The sequence below is a fragment of the Luteolibacter yonseiensis genome, assembly GCF_016595465.1.
Taxonomy (GTDB): Bacteria; Verrucomicrobiota; Verrucomicrobiia; order Verrucomicrobiales; family Akkermansiaceae; genus Luteolibacter; species Luteolibacter yonseiensis.
On record NZ_JAENIK010000012.1, the window covers coordinates 975266 to 1001930 of the forward strand.

Genomic DNA, 26665 nt, shown 5'->3' on the forward strand with positions numbered 1-26665 from the left:
ACAGGAATTCACATCAAAAAACCCGTTCTGCCTCGCATCATTTCGTCTCCCGGTTCTGTCGGGAGATGATGATGGTGGTGATGACGCCACAGACAACGATGATGGCGGCCAGGATTGTGCCGCAAAACTTCTGGGTATCCACCTCGTCGTCCCGCTCGACGTATTCATTAACGGCTTTTCCCGTTTTCTGGGTGGCGAAAGGAATGGGTTTCTTGAGCGCGTGGAAAACGGACCGGCGCTCCTTGTTGCGGTAATCGTTCCGGAAGGTCTCCGCCTCCCTCACGAGGAGGTCGATGCGGTCGTTGACAAAAAACTCCGACGCGGGACGGGCGTGGGTGTCATCGTCCGGCCAGACTTTCATCGACTCGACCTCGATTCGCGTCCCGGAGGTGGAAAGCCTGCGGATGCGCTCGATGAGTTTCTCCGCCTCCGCTGTCGACTCCGCGCCGGACGCCAGCAGTCGTCGCAACCCTTCCTTCACCAGCTCGAACCGCTCGGCCTGCGCCGGAGTCATCGGGGCTTCCAGCGAACGCCCGCGATCGATGCGGCGCTGGAGGCGCAGCCGTTCGGCTTCGAACGGATTCCGCGTCGCCTGGGCCACGATCATCGCCTCGTAGGCATAACGCAGCGGCATGATGGTGGCGGGAACCGGCACCCCGCCCCGGTCCCGCACTTCGCTGGAATTCTGGAAAAGCCCCCTGTTCATCTCGCGGTACGGCACCAGCGCGCCGGCGAGCAACATCTGTGGAACCAGCAAGAGCGGCACCGCGGTCAGGGCGGCACGTTCGGTTTTCACGAGGGAAGATACGACGAGCGCCAGCCCGGTCCCGGTCCATGCGGTGAGTGTCATCCACAACCACAGATACGGCAGCATGCCACGGATTTCGAGAAAGTGGTTTCCCACGATCAGATAAACGAGGCACTGGACGGCGGCGACCAACCCGAGCGAGGTGAGCTTGGCCAGCACGTAGGAACCCGCCCCGGGCTGGCAGTTCCGCTCGCGCCTCAGGATCGGGCGGTCCCGCAGGACTTCCGTGGCGGAGTTCGTCAGGCCGAGGAACATGGCCACCGTCGCACTGAGGAAGAGATAGGCCGGTATGTGCAGGGCGGTGGAGAATTGATAGGCTCCTTCCGGTGACGAGCGAAGGGTGATGGCGACAAGCGCCGCAAGCAACGGAGCTTCAAGACAAGTGCTGTAGACCGTTCCGCGGTTGCGGAGTTTGGATAACAGCGAGCGCAGGAAATGGGTGAAAAATACCGCAAGGACCGCCCGCAACCGGCGGGTCGGCTTTGGAGGAACCGGCAACCGGTCGCCGTCCTTGAGCTCGCCCAGTTTCGACACCGGTCCGCCGCCCATCTGCAACGACTGCATGAGGTCCACGCTCTCGAAGCGCTCTTGCCAGAAAGACGGTGGAAACCGGCGGGCCGCCCCGGTGTTCGAGCCGCCCCCGATCGAACTCAGCGGGGTCTCCAGCACGTCGAAAACGAAATCCGCCCCCAGAGGCGATTTGCCAGCTACCGATGGATGGGAAATCGCCAGCTCCTCGCAGGCGTCCCTGAAGTAGCCGACCATCGCCGCAGGAGTTCCGAAGTAGGCGAGACGCCCGCCGTTGTCCAGAAGCAGCACCTTGTCAAACAGGCGCAGGACGGGCGCACCGGGCCGGTGGAGCGATGCGATGACGATCTTTTCCCGCGCGAGAGAACGCAGGGTTTCCGCCACGTGTTCCGAGTCCTTGGAGGAAAGTCCGGAAATCGGCTCGTCGAATAGGAAAACCTCCGCCCGGCTGCCGAGATCGACACCGAGATTCAGACGGCTGCGCTCACCGCCGGAAATGGTCTTGTCCCCCGGCGAACCGACGCGCCTTCTCGCGATGGACTGCAGGCCGAGTTCGGCGAGCATGCTGTCCACCCGGCGTTCGTGCTCCGCGAGGGAAAGCGCGGGACGGCGGATGGTGACGGCATGCCGCAAATGCTCACGGACGGTGAGCTGTGGATTGAGCGCCTCTTCCTGCGGCATGTGCGCGATGAACGGCACCAGTGCCTCGCGACGTTCGTACAGCGGGATGCCGTTCAATTTCACCTTGCCCCGGGTCGGCTCTCGTTGGCCGGAAAGCACGGCGAGCAGCGTGCTTTTTCCCGAACCGCTGGGACCGATGATGCAGAGCATTTCTCCGCGTTTCACCTCGAAGTTCAGATGATCCAGCGCCCGTGAATCCGGCCCGAAATCGTGGATCACATCCTCAACCTGCAGTGACTCGATGAGCGTGCGTTCCTCGTCCAGGAACCCCTCGCTGAAGCGGCAGCGCACCGCCTGGCTGCCGGAAAGCCGGATCAAGGAACCGTCGCGCAAGGGCGCGGTGTTTTTCACCGGCATGCCGTCCACCAGGATGGGACCGTGGCTTTCACGCACGAGCAGCTCGCCTTCGGCGCGCTGGGCGTCGAACCGGATGAACAGGACCGTTTTCGGAGAAAGCTTGGATCCTAGCAAAAGATCGCCGGATTCCAATGCGGCGGCGTCGTTCGAGACGAGATATTCCTGACGATCCCCGGCAAGACGGAACCTGCGTCCGGATTGGGTGGCCTTGCGGCGCAGATCGTTGATCGAAAGGCTGAATCCCGTGGAGTCCCCCAGCCGTTCGTGATTCCGGCAGGTGACGATGTCTCCCTTCTTCAACGGTCCGCGGCTGCCCGCATGGAGTTCGGTATCGCGCAGGGCTTCCACCTGGGCCTCGAGGCCGAAGCTGACACGCAAGGCGCTCTGACGTCCCCGCGTGCGCTCGGCGGTGAGGCCCGCGTCACCTTCTTCGAGATAGATGGACGGCGTGTTCCCGGTGCGTTTCACGTCCAGGAAAAACATCAGATCCTCATGACTGAGCGTCCACCCGGGCACGACCAGAGGCTGCCGCTCGCGCATCCGGAGAAATGAACCCGTCTCGACCGACCGACCACGGATCCACAGCGGCGAGATGCCGGTATTCCTGACCAGGATGAGGTCACCCGCGCGATAGACGCGGAATTCATGGTCGCTCGCCGCCGGCGGCAGCAGCACGTCCGCGCCATCTCGGCCGAAAACCAACCGCTCGAATGGCAGTTCGTCATCGGCCGGCTCACCGGCGTCGCCACGCATTTCCCTCAGGATCGCAAGACCGTAGTCGGGCCGGCCGAGGCGGCGCATGAAAATTTCAAAGCTGGACCGGTTCCGTTCCGAGCGGCCCGCCGCATCGACCAGGGTGAAAAGCTGGAGACCGAGCGCCAGCTTGCCCGCGTCATTGAAGCTGTCTTTCAGCTCGATGGCCAGACCTTGGAGCGGCCGGGGGCTCCTCACCGCCCGTTGCAGCCTCCTGCCAAGCCAGCCGTGGTCCACTTCCGGAAAGGCGCTGCGCAGCATGTCGAGGATCAGATCCGCTTCAAGCGTGCTGAGCTCGTCATCCAAGGTGGCGAACGCGGCGAACGCATCCACCAGCACACCGACATGGGCATCCGTCCCCGGACGCAACGCCCGGAGCCGGCCGACCCCAGGGATCGCCTGCAACCAACCGAGGACCCGCAGCCTGCGCAGCAGTGACAAGGGCGAATCTTTCGGAGATTGGGACGGTTCCACACGGACTTCTAGGCGGTGGTCGTGCACTCCGCAAGACTCGTGCAAAAAAGGGGTTTGCTTTTCCACCCCATGCGCTATCCTCAGTTACCGAACGGTATGACGTCCCGCGCACCTTGAATGCGCCTTTCCCAGCCGTGCAGGTATTTCACCGCCTATCATGTCCGATTCACCGAACTCAACTCCGCCTTCCAACAGCCCGAACCGCCCGCCGGGCGATACCAATGGTTTCAATTGGCGTGTCCTTGGCCTGATGTGCCTCGCGACGGCTATTCTAGGCGTGGCGTTTTTCAATCCGCTGTCAAACAAGCCGGTCAAGGCGATGACTTACGCGCAGTTCCGCCAGGCATGGGACCAAGGCCGGGTAGTGACGGACAATCCCCAGCATCCGTTGAAGGTGGCAACCAAGGACACTTCGTTCGATGCGACCATCACAGGCTGGATCGTCCCACCTGCCCCGGCTCCCAAGGACGACGTTCCGAAAAAAGATTTCCAAGTGCCCGTCAACCTCACCCTCCAACGGGAAGAGATCAACTCGATTCTTGGCAACGACATCCGCTTTGAACCCGTCGCTTCACCGTCCGACAAGCCCGTCGCAGGCGACCTCGAAACCATTTCTCTGGCAGAACTCCGCAAATCCCTTGCGTCCAACTGGGTGGAAAAAACCAGCGAAGGAAATCCTCTCCGCGTGCTTACGACCTCAGGTTCGGATGATGCGGTGATCGTGGGCACACGCAAGATCGTGGCCACTCCTACTCCCAGCTTGGATGCGAAAGGAAAGGTCAACGGCGCGGAACAATTCACCGTTCCGATCCTCACGGCCGTTCAAGGCGAGGATTTGAAAAAACTTGTGGATGACAAGGCAAGCTACTCGGGACGCGAAACCGACTGGTTCACCAACGCCATTTTCTCCTTCCTGCCCATCCTCCTCATCATCGGCATCCTCTTCTTCCTTTTCCGCCAGCAGATGAAATCCGCCGGTCGCGGAGCGATGTCCTTCGGTAAATCCAAGGCGCGCCTCCTCACGATGGATCGCAACAAGGTGACGTTCAAGGATGTCGCCGGCATCCAGGAAGCGAAGGAAGAGCTGTTCGAGATCGTTGATTTCCTCCGCGATCCGCGCAAGTTCCAGAAACTCGGCGGCTCGATTCCGAAGGGTGTTCTCATGGTGGGTTCCCCCGGAACCGGCAAGACCTTGCTCGCCCGCGCCATCGCAGGCGAAGCGGACGTGCCCTTCTTCTCCATCTCCGGTTCTGATTTCGTTGAGATGTTCGTCGGTGTGGGAGCCTCCCGCGTCCGTGACATGTTCGAACAAGGCCGCAAGCACGCGCCCTGCCTCATTTTCATCGATGAAATCGACGCCGTCGGACGCCACCGTGGTCACGGCATGGGCGGAGGCCACGACGAGCGTGAACAAACGCTCAACCAGCTCCTCGTCGAAATGGACGGCTTTGACACCCAGGAAGGTGTGATCATCATCGCCGCAACGAACCGTCCGGACGTCCTCGATCCCGCGCTGCTCCGTCCCGGTCGTTTCGACCGCCAGGTCACCATTTCCCTTCCCGATGTGAACGGCCGTGAGGAAATCCTCCGCGTCCACGTGAAAAAGATCAAACTCGCCGCTGGTGTGGATCTCTCGAAGATCGCCAGAGGCACGCCTGGTTTCTCCGGAGCGGAGCTTGCCAACCTCATCAATGAGTCGGCCCTCCTCGCCGCACGCCGCGGCCTTTCGGCCGTGACTCTCGACGAGATGGAGGAGGCCCGTGACAAGGTCCGCTGGGGTCGCGAACGCCGCAGCCTCGCGATGTCCGACAAGGAGAAGGTGGGAACCGCATGGCACGAGGCAGGCCACGCCTACCTCAACATGATTCTTCCCTACACCAATCCTCTCCACAAGGTCACCATCATTCCGCGTGGTCCCTACCTTGGTGCGACCATGTATCTGCCGGATGGCGATAAGTACTCCACCCAGAAGAAGGAGGCGCTCGCCAATCTCATCGTCACCATGGGCGGTCGCATCGCGGAAGGATTCCATAGCGACGATGTTTCGAACGGAGCCTCCGGAGACATCCGCCAAGCCACCTCGCTCGCCCGCCACATGGTCTGCGAATGGGGCATGAGCGACAAGCTCGGCATGGTGGAATATGGCGAGGGCGACGGTCCGGTCTTTCTCGGTCGTGGAGACATGGGCGGCCGCCGCGTGAACTACAGCGAGAACACCGCACAGATCATCGACGAGGAAATCAAACGCTTCATCGACGACGCCTATGACACGGCGACCCGTATCCTCAACGAAGGACGCGACAAGGTGGAACTCATCGCCAAGGCGCTGCTCGAGTATGAGACGCTGGATGCGGTGCATCTCCGTGACATCATCGACTATGGCGAAATGAAAGATCCGCCATCCGCTCCAAAGCCACCTCCGATCCCGGACGAGCTGAAGAAGAAGCCCGCGCCGAAAGCCACCGAAGAGGACCGACCTGAAGGCCCCGGCCCTATTCCTGGAGCTGTCGGAGCTCCCGCCTGATTATCAAATCATTTCAATCAAACGACCGGTGCCGAAAGCCCGGTCGTTTTTTCTTTCCCGTCTTCCGCCACCGCTCGGGAAAATCCGACAAGAAGATCTGAAACAGAATGGACGGAACGCGGTTGAATGCCCAATCAAGCAACATGATGCGACGCGTTTTCCTTACCGCAACTCCCCTTTCATGCCTGATGCTGGCAAGCCCGTTTGCCGCCACAGCGCAGGACACGAACGGAGGAAAAATAACCCGTTTTCACGACCCTTCCACACCGATCCGCCAGCAGGAGACTTGGCACATCTTCTCCACGGGCAACGGGATCTCGACACGCACTTCGACAGACCTGGAGTCGTGGAAGGAGGGACCACCGGTTTTCAAGGAACTTCCAGCCTGGCACCGGGACGTCGTCAGTGATCACAAGGGCTATCTCTGGGCTCCCGACATCATCCGGCAAGGCGGCCGCTACCTCCTTTATTATTCGGTTTCAGGTTGGGGGAAGAACACCTCCGCCATCGGTCTTGCCAGCAGCCCCACCCTCGATTCCAAGGATCCCGCGTATCAATGGAAGGACGAAGGAATCGTCATCCGCTCGGGAAAGGAAGATGCCTACAACGCCATCGATCCCCAGCTTTTCGCCGATACCGACGGCAGGCTGTGGATGGTGTTCGGCTCCTTCTGGACCGGCATCCAACTGACCGAGCTCGATGCGAAAACCGGACTCCGCCATCCCGAAAACCGGAAGATCCACCAACTCGCCTGGCACGAGTCCATCGAGGCCGCCGCCCTGCTCAAGCATGACGGATTCTACTATCTTTTCGTCAACTGGGGGTTGTGCTGCCGGGGTGTGGACAGCACCTACGAAATGCGTGTGGGCCGCAGCAAGGAGATCACCGGTCCTTATCTGGACGCCGCCGGCAATGAACTCGTCACCGGGGGCGGCACTCTTTTCATGCAATCCGAGGGAAACCGCATCGGGCCAGGTCACCCGTCGTTCATCCGGGAAAAGGACGCCATCCGGATGTTCTTCCATTATTACGACGGCAATCGCCGCGGCCATCCGACTCTCGGTGACGCAACGCTGGAGTGGAACGACAACGGCTGGCCGAAGGCGGGGAACAAGCCGTGATGTGATGCGATCCACGCCAAAATCGAGGACGTGAAATAGTGGAGTAACTGCTTTTCCTCCGCCGGGAGACGGCATAGCGTTTCCCCATGTTCAAACCCAAAACCCTCGTCCTCGCGTTCGGCCTTGGCTTGCTTCTGCCCGCTGCCGCCGATCCAGCCCACAAGCTGCTGTTTTTCACGAAATCCAGCGGTTTCGAGCATGAGGTGATTTCGTGGAAAAAGGGCCAGCCCAGCCATTCCGAAAAGATCTTTCTGGAGCTGGGTTCGAAACATTCATGGACATTCGAGTTCTCCAAGGATGGTTCAAAATTTTCGCCCGAGTACCTCGCGGGCTTCGATGCCGTGATCTTCTACACCACCGGTGATCTCACCTCGCCCGGCACGGACAAGCAGCCGCCGATGACCCCTGAGGGAAAACAAGCGCTCTTCGACTATGTGAAAAGCGGCAAGGGCTTCATCGGCATCCACTCCGCGAGCGATACCTTCCACACGGCGAACGAGTCCAAGAAAGGCCCGGACCGCTATGTGAACCACGGCAAGGACGCCGATCCCTACGTTTGTTTCCTTGGCGGAGAGTTCATCATCCACGGCGAACAGCAGACGGCGACCTGCAAGGTGGTCGACAACAAGTTCCCGGGCTTCGAGGAAGCGGGAGACAGCTTCGCCTTCAAGGAGGAGTGGTATTCGCTCAAGGATTTCAGATCCGACATCCACGCGCTGACCGTGATCGATTCCCCGGCGATGAAAGGATCGATGTACGACCGCCCTCCTTTCCCCAACACTTGGGCAAGGAAAGAGGGAAAAGGCCGGATTTATTACACGGCGCTGGGCCACCGCGACGACGTTTGGACCAACCCCACCTTCCAGAACATGCTGGTCGGCGCGATCCGCTGGACAACCGGCGAGGTGGACGCCGCCGTGCCGCCGAACCTGAAAGAAGCCGCGCCCGGGGCGATGAAGAATCCGAAGTTTCCGGAGCCGAAGAAGTAAATCGGAGAAACCAAAGGGAATTTCCTGAGTTTTTACCGCATTGCCGATTGCACTGATCGGTTGGCGTGGCAAAGTCAGTATCGAAATCGATGACAACGGAAAACTTGCAAGAGCAGATCGCGGAGACGAGTGGCTGGATTCAGGCGGTGAAGGCGGAAATGGCCCAAGTTCTGGTGGGGCAGGAACGGCTGGTGGACCGTCTGCTCATCGGGATGCTCTGCAACGGACACATCCTGCTGGAAGGCGTCCCCGGACTGGCCAAAACATTGGCGGTCAAGGCGCTTTCCGGATCGCTGCACGCCTCATTCGCCCGTTTCCAATTCACCCCGGACCTGCTGCCCGCCGACCTTGTGGGAACCATGGTGTATCATCCGCAGGAAACAAAGTTCGAGCCGAAGCTGGGTCCTATTTTCAACAACCTGATCCTTGCGGACGAAATCAACCGTGCTCCGGCGAAGGTTCAGTCCGCCTTGCTGGAGGCGATGCAGGAGCGCCAGGTCACGCTCGGCGACCGTTCGTATGCCCTGCCGAATCCCTTCCTCGTGCTCGCCACCCAGAACCCGATCGATCAGGAAGGCACCTATCAATTGCCGGAAGCCCAGCTCGACCGCTTCCTCCTGAAAGTGACCGTGGGCTACCCGACGAAGGACGAGGAGCTGGAAATCCTTGATCGGATGGCGACTTCCACGCCTCCGTATCAGACGAAAACCGTGGCCACTCCGCAACAGGTCTCCGGCTCACGGGAACTGGTGAACCAGATCTACATCGACCCTGCGATCCGCAAATACATCGTGCAGATCATCCACACCACCCGCTTTCCCGGACTGGTGGATCCTTCATTGAAAAACCTGGTGCGTTCCGGCGCGTCCCCACGGGGAACGATCAACCTCGCCCTCACCGCCAGGGCCCGCGCCTTCATGCAGGGCCGTGGCTTCGTCACCCCGCAGGATGTGAAGGACATGGCCCTCGACGTGCTCCGCCACCGGATCCTCCTCACCTATGAGGCGGAAGCGGAGGAGATGACGACCGACTCGGTCATCGAGCGCATCATGGGCAAGGTCGCCGTCCCTTAATCGATTGGAAGCTGGACGGCATGCTGACGGACGAACAGATTGAGGAAATGATGGCTCGCGTGCGAAAGCTCGAGCTGAAGGCCCGTCGCCTGGTGCGCGAGTCGTTTTCCGGCGAGTATCTGTCATCGTTCCGCGGACAGGGCCTGGATTTCGACGATTTCCGGGAATACCAGCACGGCGATGAGGTGCGCTTCATCGACTGGAACGTGACGGCGCGGATGAACGCGCCATTTGTCAGGAAATTCCGGGAGGAACGCGAACTCTCCGTCGTGATCGCCGTGGATGTCTCCGGCTCCGCGGACTACGGCAGCGTGATGTACAGCAAACGCGAGCTCGCGGCGGAGATCGCCGCGGTGCTCGGCTTCAGCGCGCTCCACAACGGCGACAAGGTCGGTCTGCTCATCTTCGCCCACGAACCCATCCTTTTCATCCCGCCGGAAAAGGGCAGCCGCCATCTCCTGCGGATGATCCGTGAGATCCTGGTGGCGAAACCCGACAGCCCCGGCACCTCGGTGGCGGATGCCTGCGATTTCCTCGTGCGCACCCTGCGGAGGAAATCCGTGGTATTCCTCATCTCGGACTTTTTCGCCGACTCCTTGGACAAACCCGTCGGCAAGCTGGCGAAAAAACATGAGACCATCGCTCTGCGGGTTCTGGACCCGCTGGAATCAAAACTCCCCAAGGGCGGCAAGGTGGTGATGATCGACCCTGAAACCGGGTTTGAAACGCTCGTCAACACCTCGAATCCGAACCTGCGCATGGGCTATTCGAAACTCATGAAAAGACAACAGGAGGGAGTGGCGGCGATCTTCAAAAAACACGGGGTCGATGCCGCGGACTTGCAAACCCACGGCGATACCTTGGCCGCGCTGCACCAGCTTCTGAAAAAACGCAGCCGCCGGCGCTCGGGGTGAAGACACGATGAACGAAAAATCCACCAGCTTCGAACTCAAGGAACCAACCTCGCCCGAGGCATTGGTCCCCGCTTCATGGGTGGAGCCGTGGATGGTGGCTTCCTTCGTGCTTCTTCTCCTGGCGGTGCTGGCGTTTTTCACGTTCAAAAAGAAACGCCCTTCCGTTCCGGACATGTCGGCCGCCAATCGGGCCGCCCATGCCGAGGCGGTTGCCGCACTGGCGGGAATCGGCGATGTGGTTCCCAGGGTCGCCGCCGTCCAATGCTCGCTCATTCTGCGGCGCTACCTGTCGGTCGTCGCCGGAGATCCCGCCCTCTTCGAAACCCACGAGGAATATGTTTCCCGTCACGAGTCCTTGAAACGCTTCACGGAAGACGCCCGGAACGCGGCGAAACCCGCGCTGGCACGACTCGCCGCGATCAAATACTCCCCTGCCGTGGCAGGCACGGACACGCCGCAGGTCGTGGCGGAATCACAGGCGCTGTTGGAAATCCTCAACCAAGGGGCTCCCGCATGAGCGCGTTTCTCGAACACTTCCGTTTCGCACAGCCGGCATGGCTCCTGTTGCTGGTTCCAGCCATGCTTTTGCTCGCTCTGCGCCGTGGCAGGGGCTCGGAGGCCGCGGTGGTTTTCCCGAATCTGTCGGTGCTCGTCAGCTTGGGCAGACGGGTGCGCAACGTGGCGTGGGGTTTCGGTCTGCCGCTGGCGTTTCTTTCCCTGATCTGTGCGATCCTCGCGATTTCCCGTCCCGTCTGGAGAAATGAATACCAGAGCCGCACCGCGAGCGGGATCGACATCATGATCGCCTTCGACGTCTCCCTCTCCATGAAAATCGACGACTTCGTCGATCACGGGGAACAGCAGCAACGCATCGTCGTCGCGAAAAAAGTGGTGGATGATTTCATCAGCCGCCGTCCCGAGGATCGCATGGGCCTCGTCGCCTTCGCGGGGAGGCCGCGCGACGCGAGTCCGATCACGCTCGACCACCAGTGGCTGAGGAATTCGCTCAACCAGCTCCAACTCTTCGAGGAAGGCATCGGTACCGTGAAAGAGCAGGGCACCGCCATCGGCTCCGCGCTCGCCGCCGCGTCCGTGCGTCTCCAGGACCGCGACGCGAAGAGCAAGATCATCGTGCTTATCACGGACGGAGCGAGCAACTCTGGGAAAATCTCACCGATCGAGGCGGCCGAGCACGCCAAGACCCTCGGCATCAAGATCTACACCGTGGCGATCGGCACCACCAAAGGACGGGTGGACCGGAGCGTGATGCTGTTCCCCTATCAGGAGTTCGATCTGCCGACACTTCAGAAGATCGCATCCCTGACGGGCGGCGAGCACTACTGGGCGCAGAACCTGTCACAACTCAAGGAGACTTTCACCACCATCGACAACCTGGAGAAAACCGAGGCGAAGAGCCTGACCGTCATCGACGATACCGAGTTGTTTCCCTGGTTCGTGGCGGCTACCCTGTTCGCCGCCCTCGCATCGGCATTCTATGTCGCGTTGAATCCCCCACCCTCCGCTTGAAACGATGACCTTCGCACATCCCGGCTGGCTGGCATTGCTGATCCTGCTCCCGATTCTCGGCGTGGGCGCGGTGCTGACCTCGCGTCTCAGGAGCAGGCAGTGGGCGGCTTTCGCCGCTCCGCGCCTGCGGCAGGCGCTGGTCAAACGCGGCAGCCCGCTGCCACGTTGGTTGTCCCTGGCCTTCCTGCTGACGGCTTCCGCGGCAATCATCGTCGCCATGGCGCGGCCACAGGGTGATGCGGGAACCAAGACGGAAAAAACGGTCGGCCGGAATGTCATGATCGCCTTGGACATTTCCAAAAGCATGCGTGTGACGGACGTGAAACCGGACCGGCTCAGCCAGGCCAAGGTCATCATTTACGAACTGCTGGAAGCGATGCCGAACGAACGCATGGGGCTCATCGCTTTCGCCGGAACCGCGTATGTGCACGCGCCGCTCACCATCGACCACAGCGCGGTCCGCGAGACTGTCGAACAGGTGGATGAAAACTGGGCGCCCGTCGGTGGTTCGGATCTCGCCGCAGCCGTACAACTCGCCACCGAGACACTGAAAAAAACCGGTCAGAAAAACAACGCGCTCATCATCCTCAGCGACGGTGAGGAAAACGACGGCAATCTGGAGGCGATGATCGCCGATGCGGAGGAATCCGGAGTTTACATCATCACCATCGGAGTCGGAACGGAAAACGGCGACCACGTGCCTGACCCGAATTCCCCCATCGGCCAGAAAGTGGACCGGTCCGGAAACGCGGTCATCAGCCGCCTGCAAACGGCTGTGCTGCGCAAGCTCGCTGAAGAAACGAAAGGCAGATTCACCGTCGCGGGTTCGGGCCTGGACATACCGGCCATGGTGAACTCCGTGGTAAGCGGACTGGACGCGTTTGAAATGGATGGCCGCCAGCGTAAGATCTCCATCGAATTCTATCAGTGGCTCATGTTTCCGGCGATCCTCTTCCTCATCACGTCCATCGTCGCAGGCACCCGCTGGAAGGGCGTCCGCACGGCGGTCCTGCTCGGTGGTGCGTTTCTGACATTGCCGGATGCGAAAGCCGGCGACGCCACCGATGCGAAGGCCCAGCTTGAATCGAAACACTATGAATCCGCCCGGGATTCCTACAAAAAACTCGCTGAGAAAACCAACGCTGGCGAGACCCAGGCGCGCTACCGCCTGGGTGAGGCGACCGCGGCGTACCGCGCACAGGATTACCGGAGCGCGCGCACGGCCTACAGCCAATCGTTGATGTCCGAGGACGGCGATGTCCAGGCAAGCGCCCACCTCGGCATGGGAAATTCACTTTTCCAACTCGGTTGGAAAGGACTTTCCGGGGATCCGTATCCCACCGATCCCGAATCCATCCCCGACCTCGACCGCTTCGACACCATCGTCAAGGAAGCCCTGGCGAAAATGCGTGAATCCAGATCACCCGAAGAGGGAGACTCGGGTGGCTACGTGAAATTCGAATCCCTCATCACCAACTGGGCCGATGCGGTCAGGCACTATGATTCCACGCTCACCCGTAAGACGGATGACGAATCCGCCCGCCAGAACCGTCGGATGACCATGGTCTATCTGAAGCGCCTGCAGGAACTTCTCAAACAAGAGGAGGAAGAAACCGAACAAACCATGGCTCAGGCGGGCCAGGGTCCTCCCCAGCAGGGAGAGGGCGATGAAGATCCACAGGATGGCGAAGGAGACGGCGGCGAGGATAATCCCGGCGGCAAGGGCAAGAACGGCCAGGATCCCAAGGACGGCGGCGGAGATGAGGGAGACAAGAAAGAACAGGGTAAAGACGGTAAAAAGGATGACAAGGAGGAGAAAGGCGACGAAGAAGGCGACAATCCCAACGAGTCTCCCCAGGAACGTGCCAACCGCATCCTGAAAGAAAACTCGGATCTCGAAAAGGGTCCGTTGGCCCCGGGTCGCAGGGATTTCCGCCCGGCGGAGAAAGATTGGTAAGCTCATGAACAATTTGAAAAAACATCTGACACTTTTCAGCCCGGCGCTCGCCGTATGGATGATGCTGTCGGGCATCCTCCACGGGCAGACCACCAGCCGCCTCTCATCGTCGTTCATCGCACGGGGTGAATCAGCCCTTCTCGAGATCGGAATCATGGGTGGCCAGCCCGACCACGTTCCGGCTGCTCCGACGGTCAAGGACATCGAGATCGAACCCACCGGCCGCGGGCCGAGGCCCAGCATGATGCCGGGGCGCAGGTTTGAATACGTGTTCGAATACAGGGTTGTCAGCTACGAGGTGGGCAAACACGTGATTCCCCCGGTCGAGGTGATGGTGGACGGCGTAATGACCCGCACGGAGCCTATCGAGTTCGTCATCTTCAATCCTGACGAACTGCAGTGGTCGGAGGTCGATTATTTCGGCAGGACCATCCGTTACGCGAGCGCCTTCCGGGTCTTGAACAACAAGCCGTTCGAGAACGAAACCGTCACCACGGAGATCAAGATCTATGTTCCAGCGGTACTGCAGGTGGAGGATTGGGGGATTCCGGATTTCGAACGGGACGGGGTCGCCGCATGGCGCTTCCAGTCATATCCCGCCCGCGGTGCGGATACCGTCAACATTCTGGGAGTGCCCCACTACGCCATCGCCTACCCGAGCACCATCACCCCGACCCGGACGGGAAAAGTCGCCATCGGTCCGGCAAAAATCCGCCTCACCACCCGGGAAGCGGTGCAGGATCCGTTTCCACGGTGGGTCAATCCCGAACTCTACCTGCAGGTTCCCCGGTTGGAACTGGAAGCTCAGGAGCTTCCTCCGGGAAAACCGGCGGGCTATGAGAATGCCGTTGGAAATTTCAAGCTGAGCGCCAGCTCCGCGGTCACCGATGTCCAGGAAGGAGACCCCATCACCGTGGATCTCACCGTCAGTGGCAGCGGCAATCTCGATACCATGCGCCCTCCCAAGCTGGCGAATGAAGAGGGTTGGAAAATCTACGGAACCACCAACGACCAACGGGGAGACGAACGCCGCCAGCTTTCCGGGAGCGTGACGTTCCATCAGTCGATCCGGCCGCTGGAGCTGAAGCCTGAAATCCCTTCCTTCCGCCTGGTTTATTTCGATCCGAAAGATGAGACCTACAAGACACTGACCACGGAACCGATCGCCCTGCAAATGTCGCCAAGCACCGCCAAGCCTGTGAACCCCGCCACTGCGGTTCAAACGCTGCCCATTCCTCTGGAACGCATGTCGGACATCCTCGCCATCGCACGCCCGGCGCAGCTCACCGCACCGGTTTCTCTCTCGATCTCCCCGTGGCTGGGCCACGTGGCGGGCGGACTCATCGCCCTCATGCTCATCGCCAAGGCTCTTTGGATGCGTTATTCCCCCCGCATGCGGAAAGATCCCATCCGGGATGCCAAGCTCAACGAACTGCGTGACATCGGCCAAACCGCCACGGGTGATGACACGGCGTTTCTGAAAGCCGCCGGTCGATTCATCGAACACTGGCTTGGCGGAAAATCCGACCCGCAGATCCAGGCGATCCTTGCCGAGCGCGATGCGGTCTGCTTCCGCGCCGAGCCGCCGAAGTCCGTGCTCGACCGGTCACGCCGCGAACAAATCCTCAAGCTCCTGCGTCAGGCAGCGACGGTGATCGCATTCCTCACCGCCGTCGTGTTGACCACTCCCGCCGCCCGTGCGGCTGACATCGCGACACAGGCAGCCGAAGCCTACGAGTCCGCGAAATATGACGATGCCATCAAGCTCTGGCTGGAAGCGGGCCCTTATCAGGAACTGAGCGCCGACACACTCTACAACATCGGCAACGCGTCCTACCGTTCGGGTTCGCCCGGCCAGGCGGCACTCTACTACCGCCGCGCCCTTGTCAGGGATTCCTCCCACGCGGAAGCCCGCCAGAACCTCCGTTTCCTTGAACGCAAGTACGGAGCGATCACCGTCCAACGTCCGGACTACCAATACGCGATCGCCAGGATCCCCCTGCCCATCTGGAAGCTTGTTTTCTGGGGCAGCATCTGGCTGTGCGTGCTGGCACTCCTCGTGTTTCCGGCAACCCGCCCGGACGCCCGTATCCGCCTCGCCGCGGTCGCGGTGCTCATCCTCGGCCCCATCCTCCTTTCCCTTGGTTTCCTCGGATACCGTTATTTCCCGAACGATGCCGAATTCGCGGATGTGGACAAGCAGGCCATCATCACCGAAGAAAAGGTCACCCTCCACACGGATGCCGCCCGGACCTCGCCCGAGGTGATCGACGCACCACCCGGTTCGCTTTGCGAAATCCTGAGCGAATCCGGCGAATGGACCTACGTCGCCTTCGCCACCAAGACCCGTGGCTGGGTGCAGACCAAATCGATCGAAAAGGTCGTGCCTGGCGAGCCTCCCCTGCCACCCAAATTCAACAAACCGAAAGCCGGCGGAAAATCCGCCTGAGGCAGGACAACGGATCCTTGTGTCCCAACGGGTGAATCCTGGCGGACGATCCTTGGGGTCGCCTCCCTCATTCGTCATTTGGACAGACCCTCCCATCTGTGCCACTATCGGCGCGATCTCCTTCAGATCTGTAATTCATGAATTCATCCATTCTCGAAATCTCCATCATCCTCGTCCTGCTCGTGGCCAACGGCATCTTCGCCATGACCGAGATCGCGATCGTCTCCTCCCGCAAGGCTCTCCTGCAAAGCATGGCTGACAAGGGAAACAAGGGAGCTTCGAAAGCACTCATCCTTTCGGAATCGCCGAACCGTTTCCTCTCCACCGTCCAGATCGGCATCACATTGGTCGGCATCGTCGCGGGCGCGCTGGGCAGCGGCAGTGTGGCGGACCGGCTCGCGGAATTCATCGCACCGATGCCGTTCATCGGCCAATATTCCGGCCAGCTCTCCCTTCTCATCGTCATCAGCATCCTCACCTACCTCTCCCTGGTTGTCGGAGAACTGGTGCCGAAGAGGCTGGCGATGAAATTCCCCGAAACCATCGCCAGCGGCATGGCAGGTCCCATGGCCGCCATTTCCACCATTTCCTCTCCGGCCGTCAGCCTGCTCTCATGGTCCACGGGTGCCATTCTGAAACTCTTCGGCATCCGGGAAGGTGGTGAGGAAGGAATGTCCCGAGAGGAACTCACCGTGCTCGTCCGCCAGGGCGTCATCACCGGCTCCATCAACCGCTCGGAATCCCGGATGATGGAAGGGGTGATCGGTTTCGAAAAACTCGTGACCTACGATCTGATGATCCCGCGCACCCGGATTGTCTGGATCGAGCAGGGCTCGAACCATGAGGAAATCTGGCCCGTGGTCATGGCGAGCACCCAAGGGGTTTTCCCAGTTTACGACGACCGTCGCGACAACCTCGTCGGAGTCGTTTCCATCAAGGACATCTACGGACGTCTGGCGGCGGGTGAGACCGTGGATTTCGGGAAAATCATGCAGAAGCCGCTTTTTGTACCGGAGATGCAGAAGGCCAGCGTCCTGCTGGAAACCTTCCGGGCCACCGGCCAGCGTGCGGCCTTCGTGCTTGATGAGTTCGGCAGCGTGATGGGCATGGTCACGTTGATCGACGTCATGGAAGCCATCGTCGGCGATGTCCCGTCGCGTGAGGAGCAGCTCGCCTCGCCGATTCTCCAGCGCGCGGACGGAACCTGGCTCATCGACGGGCTCTTTGAAATTGAGAAACTGCCCGAGCATCTGGCGGATTTCACCCTTCCCGAGGGTGGAGGTGACGAATACCAGACCTTGTCCGGATGGTTCATGAAGGAACTTGCCCGCATGCCTGCCGAACTGGACCGCATTTCCGCCGGCGACTGGACCTTCGAGGTCATCGACATGGACGGCACACGAGTGGACAAGATCCTCGCAACGTTCAGGGCCGGCCAGCCGGATAGGTAAAAAACATCGCTCACAAGGGTCGATACACGGTTGCTTCGACGGGGGAACCCTCCCGTCTCCGGACGCAATCAGCTCATCACAAACCGCTTCCGATGTTTCAACCGGAGGGCGGGTCAATGAACGGGAAAAACATCCCCCATTGGTGGTATTTATCATAAAGTTACCGCTGGTTTCTTGGTTCGCGCCCTGCTTACGGTTCCCCCAGCAACCGCAACCCATTCCAGCACCTCATGCCCAACCTCAAAGACAAGATCGGTTTTACGGAAAATGGCCCCGCCATCGCTTCTCCCGCGGAAGAAAATCGTTTGCGGGAATTCGTGAATCTCAAGCTCGCCTCGCGCGGGTATCCCATCGTTGGAAATGAGTCGGATTATCCATTCCTCGACCTCGGCCGCTCGCTCATCGCGAATTTCCAGGAGAAGACCCGCTTGCTCTCCGACTATCTCTGTCCTGCGGACCAATCCATCGACGCCTTCCTGCGTGATTACCTGGGTGAGGAGATCGTCAGGGAGGTGTTCCCGGACGGCATGCACCTGCTCCCCACCTCACCGCTGATGGTGGAGCGTCACGGCATCGCCCGGATGCTTTCCCTTCCGCCTGATGAGGACCAGTTCAAGTCCTCGATCCTCAGCTCCTTCCGTGTCCATCAGGGTGTCTGCCACAATCCCGCGAGCGACCGCCGCACCACCGAAGGCGTTTTCCACGTCGCGGACGGCGGATTGCCGGTGCCAGCGGACAAGAAAGGCGTGCCAAAGATCGTCTTCGCCCGCCTGCTGGCCGAGGCTCTCCGTCCACCCGAGGAGATCATGACGCTCCCCTTCACCGGCACCAGCGAGAATCCCGCGAAAGTCTTCGTGTCCCTGCTCCTGCGCCCCGTGCTGACGCCCGAAGTCCCCGGCGTTTCCCTGGAAAAAACCATGGAGACCCGCTTCTTCGCCCCGGGAAATCTCGTCAGCAACCTGGACTTCGTCGAAAGCATCTTCGGCAATGCGGGTGATCCGTATCTCCCTGAAAACGATGCCCGTCTCGATGCCGCCCATTGGTCCGGCCACACCGGCTGCGTCATCCTCGCCCCCCACCTCGTCACTTTCAAAAAGAAGGACCTCGGCCTGCCGAACATCGCGGATGCCACCGACCGCCAGAAGCGCGACGGCATGTGCTGGACCTCGCCCGACGAACTCTACAACGACGGCGGCGCGTTCAAGATCACCTGTCGCGACAAGCGCGGCATCGTCGTCACCGTCATCGCGGACAACTACTACGGTTACTGTAAGAAGGAGGTGAAGACCCAGCTCAGCTACGCCGCGAACCTCTTCGGAAATGCCGAGGAAGAACACGCCGGCGGAGCCATCGCCTTCCCCAGCTTCGACCTGGGCGAGGATTTCTCCCTCAGCGACTACACCCGCCCGGTGGATCACAAGTTCTCCGGTTTCACCGGCCGCTACGGTGAGATTTTCAATCTCCAGCCGGAAGGCTACGGCATCGACAAACAATACGCCGACATTTTTTACGTCCCCGAAGACGTCCATATCGACCTCCACAGCCAGTCGGTCACATGGACGAACGAAGAGGGCGATCAGAAAATCCCGCTCCAGCCCGGCATCACCTACGTCCTCCCCTCCGGCTACAAGGTGGAGATGGTCAAGCCCACCGCGGGCCAGCGCTGGCGTCTCATCGGCACCACCGCGGAAGGCACCTTCTGCCACAAGCCATGCACCGTCTCGGGCGGCGGAAAATCCGAAATTTCCAAGTCCCTCTCGGATGCGATGATCACCGCCTCCGTGCTCGTGAACGACCTGAAAACCGACCTCGACAAGGCGGACGCCATCATCGGTCGCGATTTTTCGAACCGTTACAAGAATCCGCGCGATCCCGGCAAACCCGGCCGTCCCCTGCTGAGCCACGAGCGCTCGCTCGGTTCCGTCATCCGCCTGCTCACGCCGAACCCGAACTACACTGACGAATACAATGCCTGGCTCGGCACCATCGAGACCTCCGTGCGCGATCTCGTTTTCATCATCAAGCGGTTCCACAAGGCCGACTGGGGCAGCGACTGGAGGAAACGCTTCAGCGTGGATCTCATCAACGGCCACCCCGGCCGCCAGCTGATCTACCGCCGCGACCGTCTCGTCACCCAATACCTCCGTGTCGGCTTCAGCGAGGACGGCACCTGGCGGACCTTCAGCATCCGCAAGGACTTCGCCCCTGCGAAAAAAGTCCAGACCGAGGACGATATCAGCGCGGCCATGGTCGTGCCTCATGGCTCGGTGACCGGCCTTCATCCGGACGTGAAGAACCCGTCGCTCAAGTTCATCAAGAACTGCGAATACCGCCTTTTCCAACGCCCCGACGATGCCATCCACCGCGGTTACGACAAGAAAACCGAGAGCGACTTCAGTCACGGCGGCCTGTTTTTCTCCAACTACGAACCGATCAACCGCGAGACCGCCGCAGCCATGGTGAAGGACGCCATCCGCTTCGAGCAATTCACCTCGCCCATGCGGAAGATGCTCACCACTTTCGTCGAGGCGGAGAGACCGGAATTCGTCATCAGCTCGCACCAGCCCCGCATCGTGGATGGCAAACCGACGAAAAATCCGCGCTACCTGCAGAACCGCCCGGATCTTGAGGATCCCCGCTCCGTTTATCTTGCCAACCTCGGCGCGCGTTTCTACCGCCGCCTGCCACTCGATGCGGCGGTTCCCATGCCGGTGAACTCGGTGCTCGCGGGCCGGAGAAACAATCCTCCCGACGAGGCTGCCGGCATCCGCGCGCTCGCCGTTTACAATCCCATCCACTATCAGGAGCTTCCCGAGCTCTTCATGGATTTCATCTCTTCCCTCACCGGGAAGAGTCCGTCCACCACCGGTGCGGGTAGCGAAGGCGCGCTCACCAAGGGTCCGTTCAACGCCATCCTGCCGATTCACGACGTGAACGCCGCGCTTGTCTCGTTCCTGCTCACGAACTACCACGGTTTCACCAGCGCGGCCGGACACATCGGCCGGAAGTATCGCATCGATCACGACATCAGCCTGCTCGTCCCCGAAGTCTGGTCCCGCATGTTCATCCCCGAGCGCGAACCGGATTACCTCATCGCCAACGGCTACCTGGAAAAGATCGAGGACTTCGAACACGACGGCAAGGTCATCGAGGCCAGCCGCCTCGGCTACCGCATCACCGAGAGCTTCGTCACCACCTTCTTCGGGCGCATGTTCTCCGCCGCGGACACCGTCTTCACGCCGGACATGCTCCGGCCGGAGCTCCAGTCCATGGACGACTTCATCGACGGACTCGACAACATCATCGAGACCCAGCGCAGGGTCGCCCTCAACTACTTCGAGGACGGCTGCATCGACGTCGCCTGCCCGCCTCTCAAGGCACTACTGAACATCATGGCCTACGGCGAATATGAAGGGAAGACCATCACCGATCCCGAGGTCCGCTCGCTCTTCACCCGCGAGTCGCTCATCGCCTCGGACTGGTATCAAGCCCGTCTCGACGCGAAGGCCAAGGTGGACCAAGCCCTCTGGAAACGCCACCTCGCCTACCTGGAAACCTTCCTCGCGAAGCCGAACTACCACAGCGAACTCAAGCGCCTCCGCATCCACGAACGCATCGAAGCGGCGAAAGCCATGCTGGAAAAAGTCAGCACCCCCGCCTACCGCGAAAGCCTCGTGGGCATGATCGGAGCTGATCCGGCGCTGGTGTGAGAGATATCAGGAGTTGCGGCATCCCGCCCCGGCTCCGATCCGTTCATCCGCCGGGAGCGTGGAATTCATTCCGCGCGAACCCGGCGTGTCCGATCGTCACTCCGGAAACCTGACGCGTTTTGTGAAATAGTCCCTACAACGTCCTCATCACCCGGGCCGGCACTCCAGCCACCACCACGTTGTCCGGCACGTCCTTGGTCACCACGGCACCGGAGGCGATGACAACGTTGTTTCCGATGTTCACTCCCGGATTGATCACCACGTTGCCACCGATCCAGACATTGTCACCGATGGTGATGGGACTGCCGAATTCAAGACCCGAGATCCGCGTATCGGCATCGAGGGGATGGCCTGCGGTGTAGATGGAGACACGTGGGCCGATCATGCAGTTTTTGCCGATGGTCACCTTGCAGACATCGAGGATGATGAGGTCGAAGTTCGCATAGAAATTCGCACCGACATGGATGTTGTAGCCGTAGTCGCACTTGAATGAGGACTCGATGTAGGTGGTGGAATCGGAGGTTCCCAGCAGCTTGCCGAGCACGTCGCGGCGTTCTTCTACCCGTTCTTCCGGGATGGAGTTGAACTCGCGGCAAAGGCGTCTTGCGGTGAGACGTTCTCCCAGGAGTTCTTCGCCAAATGCGAGGTAGAATTCCCCGGCGAGCATCTTTTCTTTTTCGGTCTTCATGCGATGTGGATGGAAATTGGGGCATACCATCGGTCCTCCTCCCAAGCTTGCAAGGAAGAAGGAGATCGCCGGTTCCGAACGTTGCTTTCCGGGGACATCCTGTCCCGACTGTCACCCGGTGATGACGGCTTCCTGCGGAACATCAAGCTGAGCAGGATGCTCCCGCAACGGGCTGGTGCGGGGACGCACCAGCCACATCCCTGCCCTCAGTGCTGCATCGAATTCAGTCCTTGGAAGATTTCCGCGTATTTCTCCGGTCCTCCGACCATGGAAAAGCGCAGGGGTTCCACACGTTTCACGAGGACTTCGGCGGCGGAAGGCTGCGTGGTGAGGATGTCCATGACCTCCGTGATGAACTCTTCCAGCGGCATGGCCCGCGGGTCCGACGCCTGCTGGTCTCCCATCAGGTGCGTCGCGACATACGGTGGAGCGAGTTCCAGCACTTCGACGTTGGTCTCCCTCAGTTGGTGCCGCAACGACTCGGTGTAGGAATGCACCGCCGCTTTTGTGGCACAATAGGTCGGAGCCATCGCCAGCGGGATGAATGCGAGACCGGAGGTCACATTGATGACGGTGGCATGGGGTTGTTTCCGCAGGTGCGGCAACAGTTCCCCCGTGAGTCGGATGGGTCCCAACAGATTGGTGAGGATCGTGTTTTCCGCGGTATCGGAGTCCGCCGGCTGCGTGAGCAGGTCCTCCGGCACCATGATGCCCGCGTTGTTGATGAGAACATTGAGCGACGGCGCGGTTTCCTCCAATTGCCTGGCGAACCGCCGGATGCTTGATGCATCGGTCATGTCCACCGTGAGGGATTTCATGCCGGGGTTCGCGGCGGTCGTTTCATCCAGGGTTTTCTGACCGCGGCCCGAGATGATGACCTGGTTTCCCAAGGCGTGGAAGGCTTCCGCCAGGCCGCGTCCGATGCCGGAGCCGCCGCCTGTGATGAGGATGGTGTTGTCTGTGGTTTTCATGATGTCGATGGGGTTGGATTCAGTAAGGGCTGGCGGTCGGACGGACGATGATCTCACTCACGTCCACGTCGGCAGGCTGGTCAATGGCGAAGGAGATCGCACGGGCGATGGCGCTCGCGGGAATGGCTACCTCGCGGAAGGAATCCATCGCCTTGGCGGCGCTCTCGTCCGTGATCGTGTGGGCCAGTTCGGAAGTGGTGACACCGGGAGAAATGACGGTCACCCGGATGTCCGTGTTTTCCTGACGGAGGCCTTCGGAGATCGCGATGACCGCATACTTGGTCGCGCAGTAAACGGCGGCGGTGGGAAAGGTGGCGTGCCCGCCGATGGAGGAAACGTTGATGACCTGGCCGCCGCCTTGTTTTTTCATCACGGGCAGCGTGGCCGCGATGCCGTGCAGCACGCCACGGATGTTCACGTCGATCATCTGGTTCCACTCGTCGATCTTGAGCGCTTCGAGCGGGGAGAGCGGCATGACTCCCGCGTTGTTCACGATGGCGTCGATGCGGCCGTGCTTCTCCAAGGCGAAGTTGGCGAAGGCCTGCACGTCCGACAGGTCCGTCACATCCAGCTGACGGTATTCCACCGATCCACCGGCGGCGCGGAGTTCGGTTGCGAGGCTTTCCAGCCGCTCGGTGCGGCGCGCGCCGATGACGAGGTGGTGGCCTTTTTCCGCAAGCAGGCGGGCGGTGGATTCTCCGATGCCGCTGCTGGCTCCGGTGATGAGGATGACTTTCGATTCGGTGGTGTTTGACATGATTTTTTGGTTGGTTTTCCGCTTGGGTCCATTCCCTTGCGGATGAAAAGACCATGGCGCGTTTTCCGTTTTTCCGAAATACCTGATGCGCCGGAATGATTGCCTGATCCTACGACCCGCCAGATGATGCTTGCGGATTCATCCGGAATCATTGCCTATTCCTTCACCCATCCGATGAGCACACACATCCCCGACCCCCGCCTCGCCCACCTGCTCACCGAACTCGCCAGCGGTGAGGGCTTCAGCGCGTCCCGCCTTCCGGGAGTGCGGTTCATGCGCTCGTCCCGATATGTTCCACGCTCGCCGATCGCCTATCAACCGAGCATTGTCATCGTGGGCCAGGGGAAAAAACATGGTCACCTCGGTACCCAATCCTTCACCTACGATCCGACGAACTACCTCGTCCTGTCGGTTCCCCTGCCCTTCGAATGCGAGACACACGGAACACCGGAGGAGCCAATGCTGGGCGTGTCCATCGGTGTCACTCCGGCTCTCGTCGCGGAGCTGCTGATGCAGATGGAAAACCTGCCAGCGGTGAGCCACCCCCAGTCGATCCATTCCAGTCCTCTGGATGCCGGCCTGAATGATGCGACCGTACGGCTTTTGGAATCACTGCGCACCGCGGATGACGCGAAAGTGCTCGGGCCACAGATCGTGAGGGAGATCATCTACCGGGTGCTGCGTGGAGAACAGAGCGGCACATTGCGCGCGCTGGGCGCACCGCACACCCATTTCGGCCAGATCAGCCGGGCGCTGAACCGCATCCACTCCGAATATGCCGAAGCTCTGGACATGACCACACTCGCAACCGAGGCGGGCATGAGCGTCTCGACATTCCACTCGCATTTCAAGTCGGTCACCGCTTCCTCACCGCTGCAGTATTTGAAAAACATCCGGCTCCACAAGGCCCGCATGATGATGGTGCATGAGGGCACCACCGCCGCCGTCGCAGCGCGGGAGGTGGGCTACGAGAGCGCGTCCCAATTCAGCCGGGAATTCAAACGTTACTTCGGCGATGGTCCGGCGTCCGAGGCGAACCGCCTGCGTGAATCGTTGATGAGGTTCTGACGCTTGCCCGCGGACGCACGAAATGTAGCATCGCGCCATGGCCTTCGAGCACGCGTTCCAACAAGCTTTCATCTACCTCGCCGCCGCCGTCCTGGCGGTGGTCGTGGGAAAACAAATCCGCCTCGGCGCGGTGCTGGGCTACCTCATCATCGGTGCGGCCATCGGTCCGTGGGGATTCCACCTGATCGGAGACGCTGGACAGCAGGTCACCCATTTCGCGGAGTTCGGCGTGGTGGTGATGCTCTTCCTCATCGGACTGGAGCTGCAACCGCAGATGCTGTGGAAAATGCGGCACCAGCTCATCGGTCTCGGGTCACTGCAGGTCGTCGGCTGCACGGCGGCCATCGCGGGAGTGGCGATGGGTTGCGGGCTCGGCTGGAAACCATCCCTCGCGCTGGGGCTCATATTCACGCTCTCCAGCACGGCCATCGTGCTTCAGACGCTGGCCGAAAAGGGGTTGCTCCACACGGAGGCGGGGCAGAATTCATTCGCGGTTCTGTTGTTTCAAGACATCGCCGTCATACCGGTCATCGCGCTGCTGCCTTTGTTGGGAAATGGCCAGGCGGCATCCGCGCACGGAGAGTCCACCGCATGGATCACCCATTGGCCGTTGTGGGCACAGGCATTGGCCACGCTCGGAGCGGTGGCCCTGATCATCATCGGCGGACGCATCTGCATGCGGCAGGTTTTCCAAGCCATCGCACGGACCCATCAGCGCGAGGCGTTCACCGGAGCCGCGCTTTTGTTGGTCATCGGGGTGGCTCTGCTGATGACGAAGGTCGGCATGTCCCCCGCACTCGGGGCCTTCGTCGCGGGAGTGGTGCTGGCCAGCAGCGAATACCGGCATGAACTGGAAAGCGACCTGGACCCGTTCAAGGGACTTTTGCTCGGGGCGTTTTTCCTCGGAGTGGGAGCCGCCATCGACTTCGGTTACATCCGCGACCACCTGCTGTTGGTCATCGGCGGTGCGCTTGGCCTGATTCTGGTGAAGGGAGTCGTGCTTTACGGCCTCTCGAAGTGGCGGAAAGACCATTGCAAATCCTCATGGCTCTTCTCCGCGTCGCTTGCCGCGGGCGGTGAGTTCGCCTTCGTGCTCATCACGCTTTCCCTTTCCGCAGGTGTGTTCGATCTGGAAATCGGCCGGGCCGCCGTCGCGATTGTCGCACTCTCCATGGCCACCACGCCTCTGCTCATCACACTCGCCCAGAGGGCCACCACCTGCGCCCCTGACAAGAAGCCCAAGAAGGAAAGCGATGCGGCTGACGAGGGGAATCCGGTCATCATTTGCGGATTCGGCCGCTTCGGCCATGCCATCGGCCGCCTGCTTCGTTCGAGAGGATTCGGCTGCACGGTGCTGGATCACGATGCGGATCAGGTGGAACTCCTCCGCAATGTGGGTGTGCCGATCTTCTACGGCGACGCCAGCCGTCCGGAACTCCTCACCATCGCCGGTGCCGCGAATGCGAAGCTCCTCATCATCGCCCTCAAGGATGGGGACACCACGCTCAAAATTGTCGAAAACGCGCGCCGCCACCACCCTCATCTCAAGATTTTCATGCGCGCCTACAGCCGCTCGGAGGCCTATCAATATCTGGATGCCGGGGAGGAACTCATTTACCGGGACACACTCGACTCATCCCTGCGCCTCGGGGCTGACGCGCTGAAAACCCTGGGTGAAACCGAGGATGCCGCCGAGCGCGCCACCCGCCTCTATCGTGAGCGGGACGAAATCATGGTCCGGGACATGGCCCGCCACCGCCATGACAGCAAGCAGCTCCTCAGTGCCGCGCGTGAGGCCCACGAAAGCCTGAACGAACTGATGCGCCGGGACCAGGAAGCCGCTGCGGAGGCGAAATCGGCCTGAC

The 26665-nt window shown here is 60.7% G+C and carries 17 protein-coding genes; 13 read left to right on the forward strand and 4 right to left on the reverse strand.

Going from position 1 to position 26665, the window contains the following annotated elements; translation table 11 throughout:
• Positions 1-37: 37 nt before the first annotated feature.
• Positions 38-3568, reverse strand: a complete 3531-nt coding sequence (locus JIN84_RS19820) for an ATP-binding cassette domain-containing protein (RefSeq protein ID WP_200352805.1) — start codon at positions 3566-3568, stop codon at positions 38-40.
• Between the two features lie 187 nt (positions 3569-3755).
• On the opposite strand from JIN84_RS19820, the gene ftsH reads away from it, so the two are divergent.
• The 11 genes from ftsH to JIN84_RS19875 all read left to right on the forward strand — a co-directional run bounded on the left by ftsH (position 3756) and on the right by JIN84_RS19875 (position 21316).
• Positions 3756-6125 (forward strand): ATP-dependent zinc metalloprotease FtsH, encoded by a 2370-nt coding sequence (ftsH, locus tag JIN84_RS19825; RefSeq protein WP_486347939.1) that lies wholly within the window; start codon positions 3756-3758, stop codon positions 6123-6125.
• Positions 6126-6268: 143 nt separating this feature from the next.
• Entirely contained in the window at positions 6269-7246 is a 978-nt protein-coding gene (locus JIN84_RS19830; protein ID WP_200352806.1) for an arabinan endo-1,5-alpha-L-arabinosidase, read from the forward strand.
• An 86-nt stretch (positions 7247-7332) separates the two neighbouring features.
• On the forward strand, positions 7333-8235 hold the full coding sequence (locus tag JIN84_RS19835) for a ThuA domain-containing protein (protein WP_200352807.1): 903 nt from the start codon (positions 7333-7335) through the stop codon (positions 8233-8235).
• 89 nt (positions 8236-8324) lie between these two features.
• A complete protein-coding gene (locus JIN84_RS19840; RefSeq protein ID WP_200352808.1) occupies positions 8325-9308 on the forward strand; it encodes an AAA family ATPase in 984 nt (327 codons plus the stop codon).
• Between the two features lie 50 nt (positions 9309-9358).
• Positions 9359-10222 carry a DUF58 domain-containing protein gene (locus JIN84_RS19845; RefSeq protein WP_234043583.1) on the forward strand — a complete coding sequence of 288 codons (864 nt, stop codon included), beginning with the start codon at positions 9359-9361 and terminating at the stop codon, positions 10220-10222.
• 7 nt (positions 10223-10229) lie between these two features.
• Positions 10230-10739: a hypothetical protein gene (locus tag JIN84_RS19850; protein ID WP_200352810.1), complete on the forward strand. Its 510-nt coding sequence runs from the start codon at positions 10230-10232 to the stop codon at positions 10737-10739.
• Positions 10736-11749, forward strand: a complete 1014-nt coding sequence (locus JIN84_RS19855; protein WP_200352811.1) for a VWA domain-containing protein — start codon at positions 10736-10738, stop codon at positions 11747-11749. Before JIN84_RS19850 ends, JIN84_RS19855 begins: the two co-directional genes overlap by 4 nt.
• A gap of 4 nt (positions 11750-11753) precedes the next feature.
• Positions 11754-13706 (forward strand): VWA domain-containing protein, encoded by a 1953-nt coding sequence (locus JIN84_RS19860; RefSeq protein ID WP_200352812.1) that lies wholly within the window; start codon positions 11754-11756, stop codon positions 13704-13706.
• A gap of 4 nt (positions 13707-13710) precedes the next feature.
• The gene (locus tag JIN84_RS19865; RefSeq protein WP_200352813.1) at positions 13711-16155 is read left to right on the forward strand and encodes a BatD family protein; all 2445 of its coding nucleotides are present in this window, start codon (positions 13711-13713) and stop codon (positions 16153-16155) included.
• A gap of 137 nt (positions 16156-16292) precedes the next feature.
• Positions 16293-17606, forward strand: a complete 1314-nt coding sequence (locus JIN84_RS19870) for a hemolysin family protein (protein WP_200352814.1) — start codon at positions 16293-16295, stop codon at positions 17604-17606.
• Positions 17607-17836: 230 nt separating this feature from the next.
• The gene (locus JIN84_RS19875; protein ID WP_200352815.1) at positions 17837-21316 is read left to right on the forward strand and encodes a PPi-type phosphoenolpyruvate carboxykinase family protein; all 3480 of its coding nucleotides are present in this window, start codon (positions 17837-17839) and stop codon (positions 21314-21316) included.
• Positions 21317-21449: 133 nt separating this feature from the next.
• Here the strand turns inward: JIN84_RS19875 and JIN84_RS19880 are convergent, their stop codons facing one another.
• From JIN84_RS19880 to JIN84_RS19890, 3 genes are all read right to left on the reverse strand, one after another.
• Complete coding sequence (locus JIN84_RS19880; RefSeq protein WP_200352816.1) at positions 21450-22004, reverse strand: sugar O-acetyltransferase; 555 nt, start codon at positions 22002-22004, stop codon at positions 21450-21452.
• A gap of 206 nt (positions 22005-22210) precedes the next feature.
• Complete coding sequence (locus tag JIN84_RS19885; RefSeq protein ID WP_200352817.1) at positions 22211-22975, reverse strand: SDR family oxidoreductase; 765 nt, start codon at positions 22973-22975, stop codon at positions 22211-22213.
• A 19-nt stretch (positions 22976-22994) separates the two neighbouring features.
• On the reverse strand, positions 22995-23732 hold the full coding sequence (locus tag JIN84_RS19890; RefSeq protein ID WP_200352818.1) for an SDR family oxidoreductase: 738 nt from the start codon (positions 23730-23732) through the stop codon (positions 22995-22997).
• Positions 23733-23906: 174 nt separating this feature from the next.
• Between JIN84_RS19890 and JIN84_RS19895 the strand changes: the two genes are divergently transcribed.
• Complete coding sequence (locus JIN84_RS19895) at positions 23907-24800, forward strand: AraC family transcriptional regulator (protein ID WP_200352819.1); 894 nt, start codon at positions 23907-23909, stop codon at positions 24798-24800.
• Between the two features lie 37 nt (positions 24801-24837).
• Complete coding sequence (locus JIN84_RS19900; protein ID WP_200352820.1) at positions 24838-26664, forward strand: monovalent cation:proton antiporter-2 (CPA2) family protein; 1827 nt, start codon at positions 24838-24840, stop codon at positions 26662-26664.
• The last annotated feature ends 1 nt before the right edge of the window (position 26665 follow it).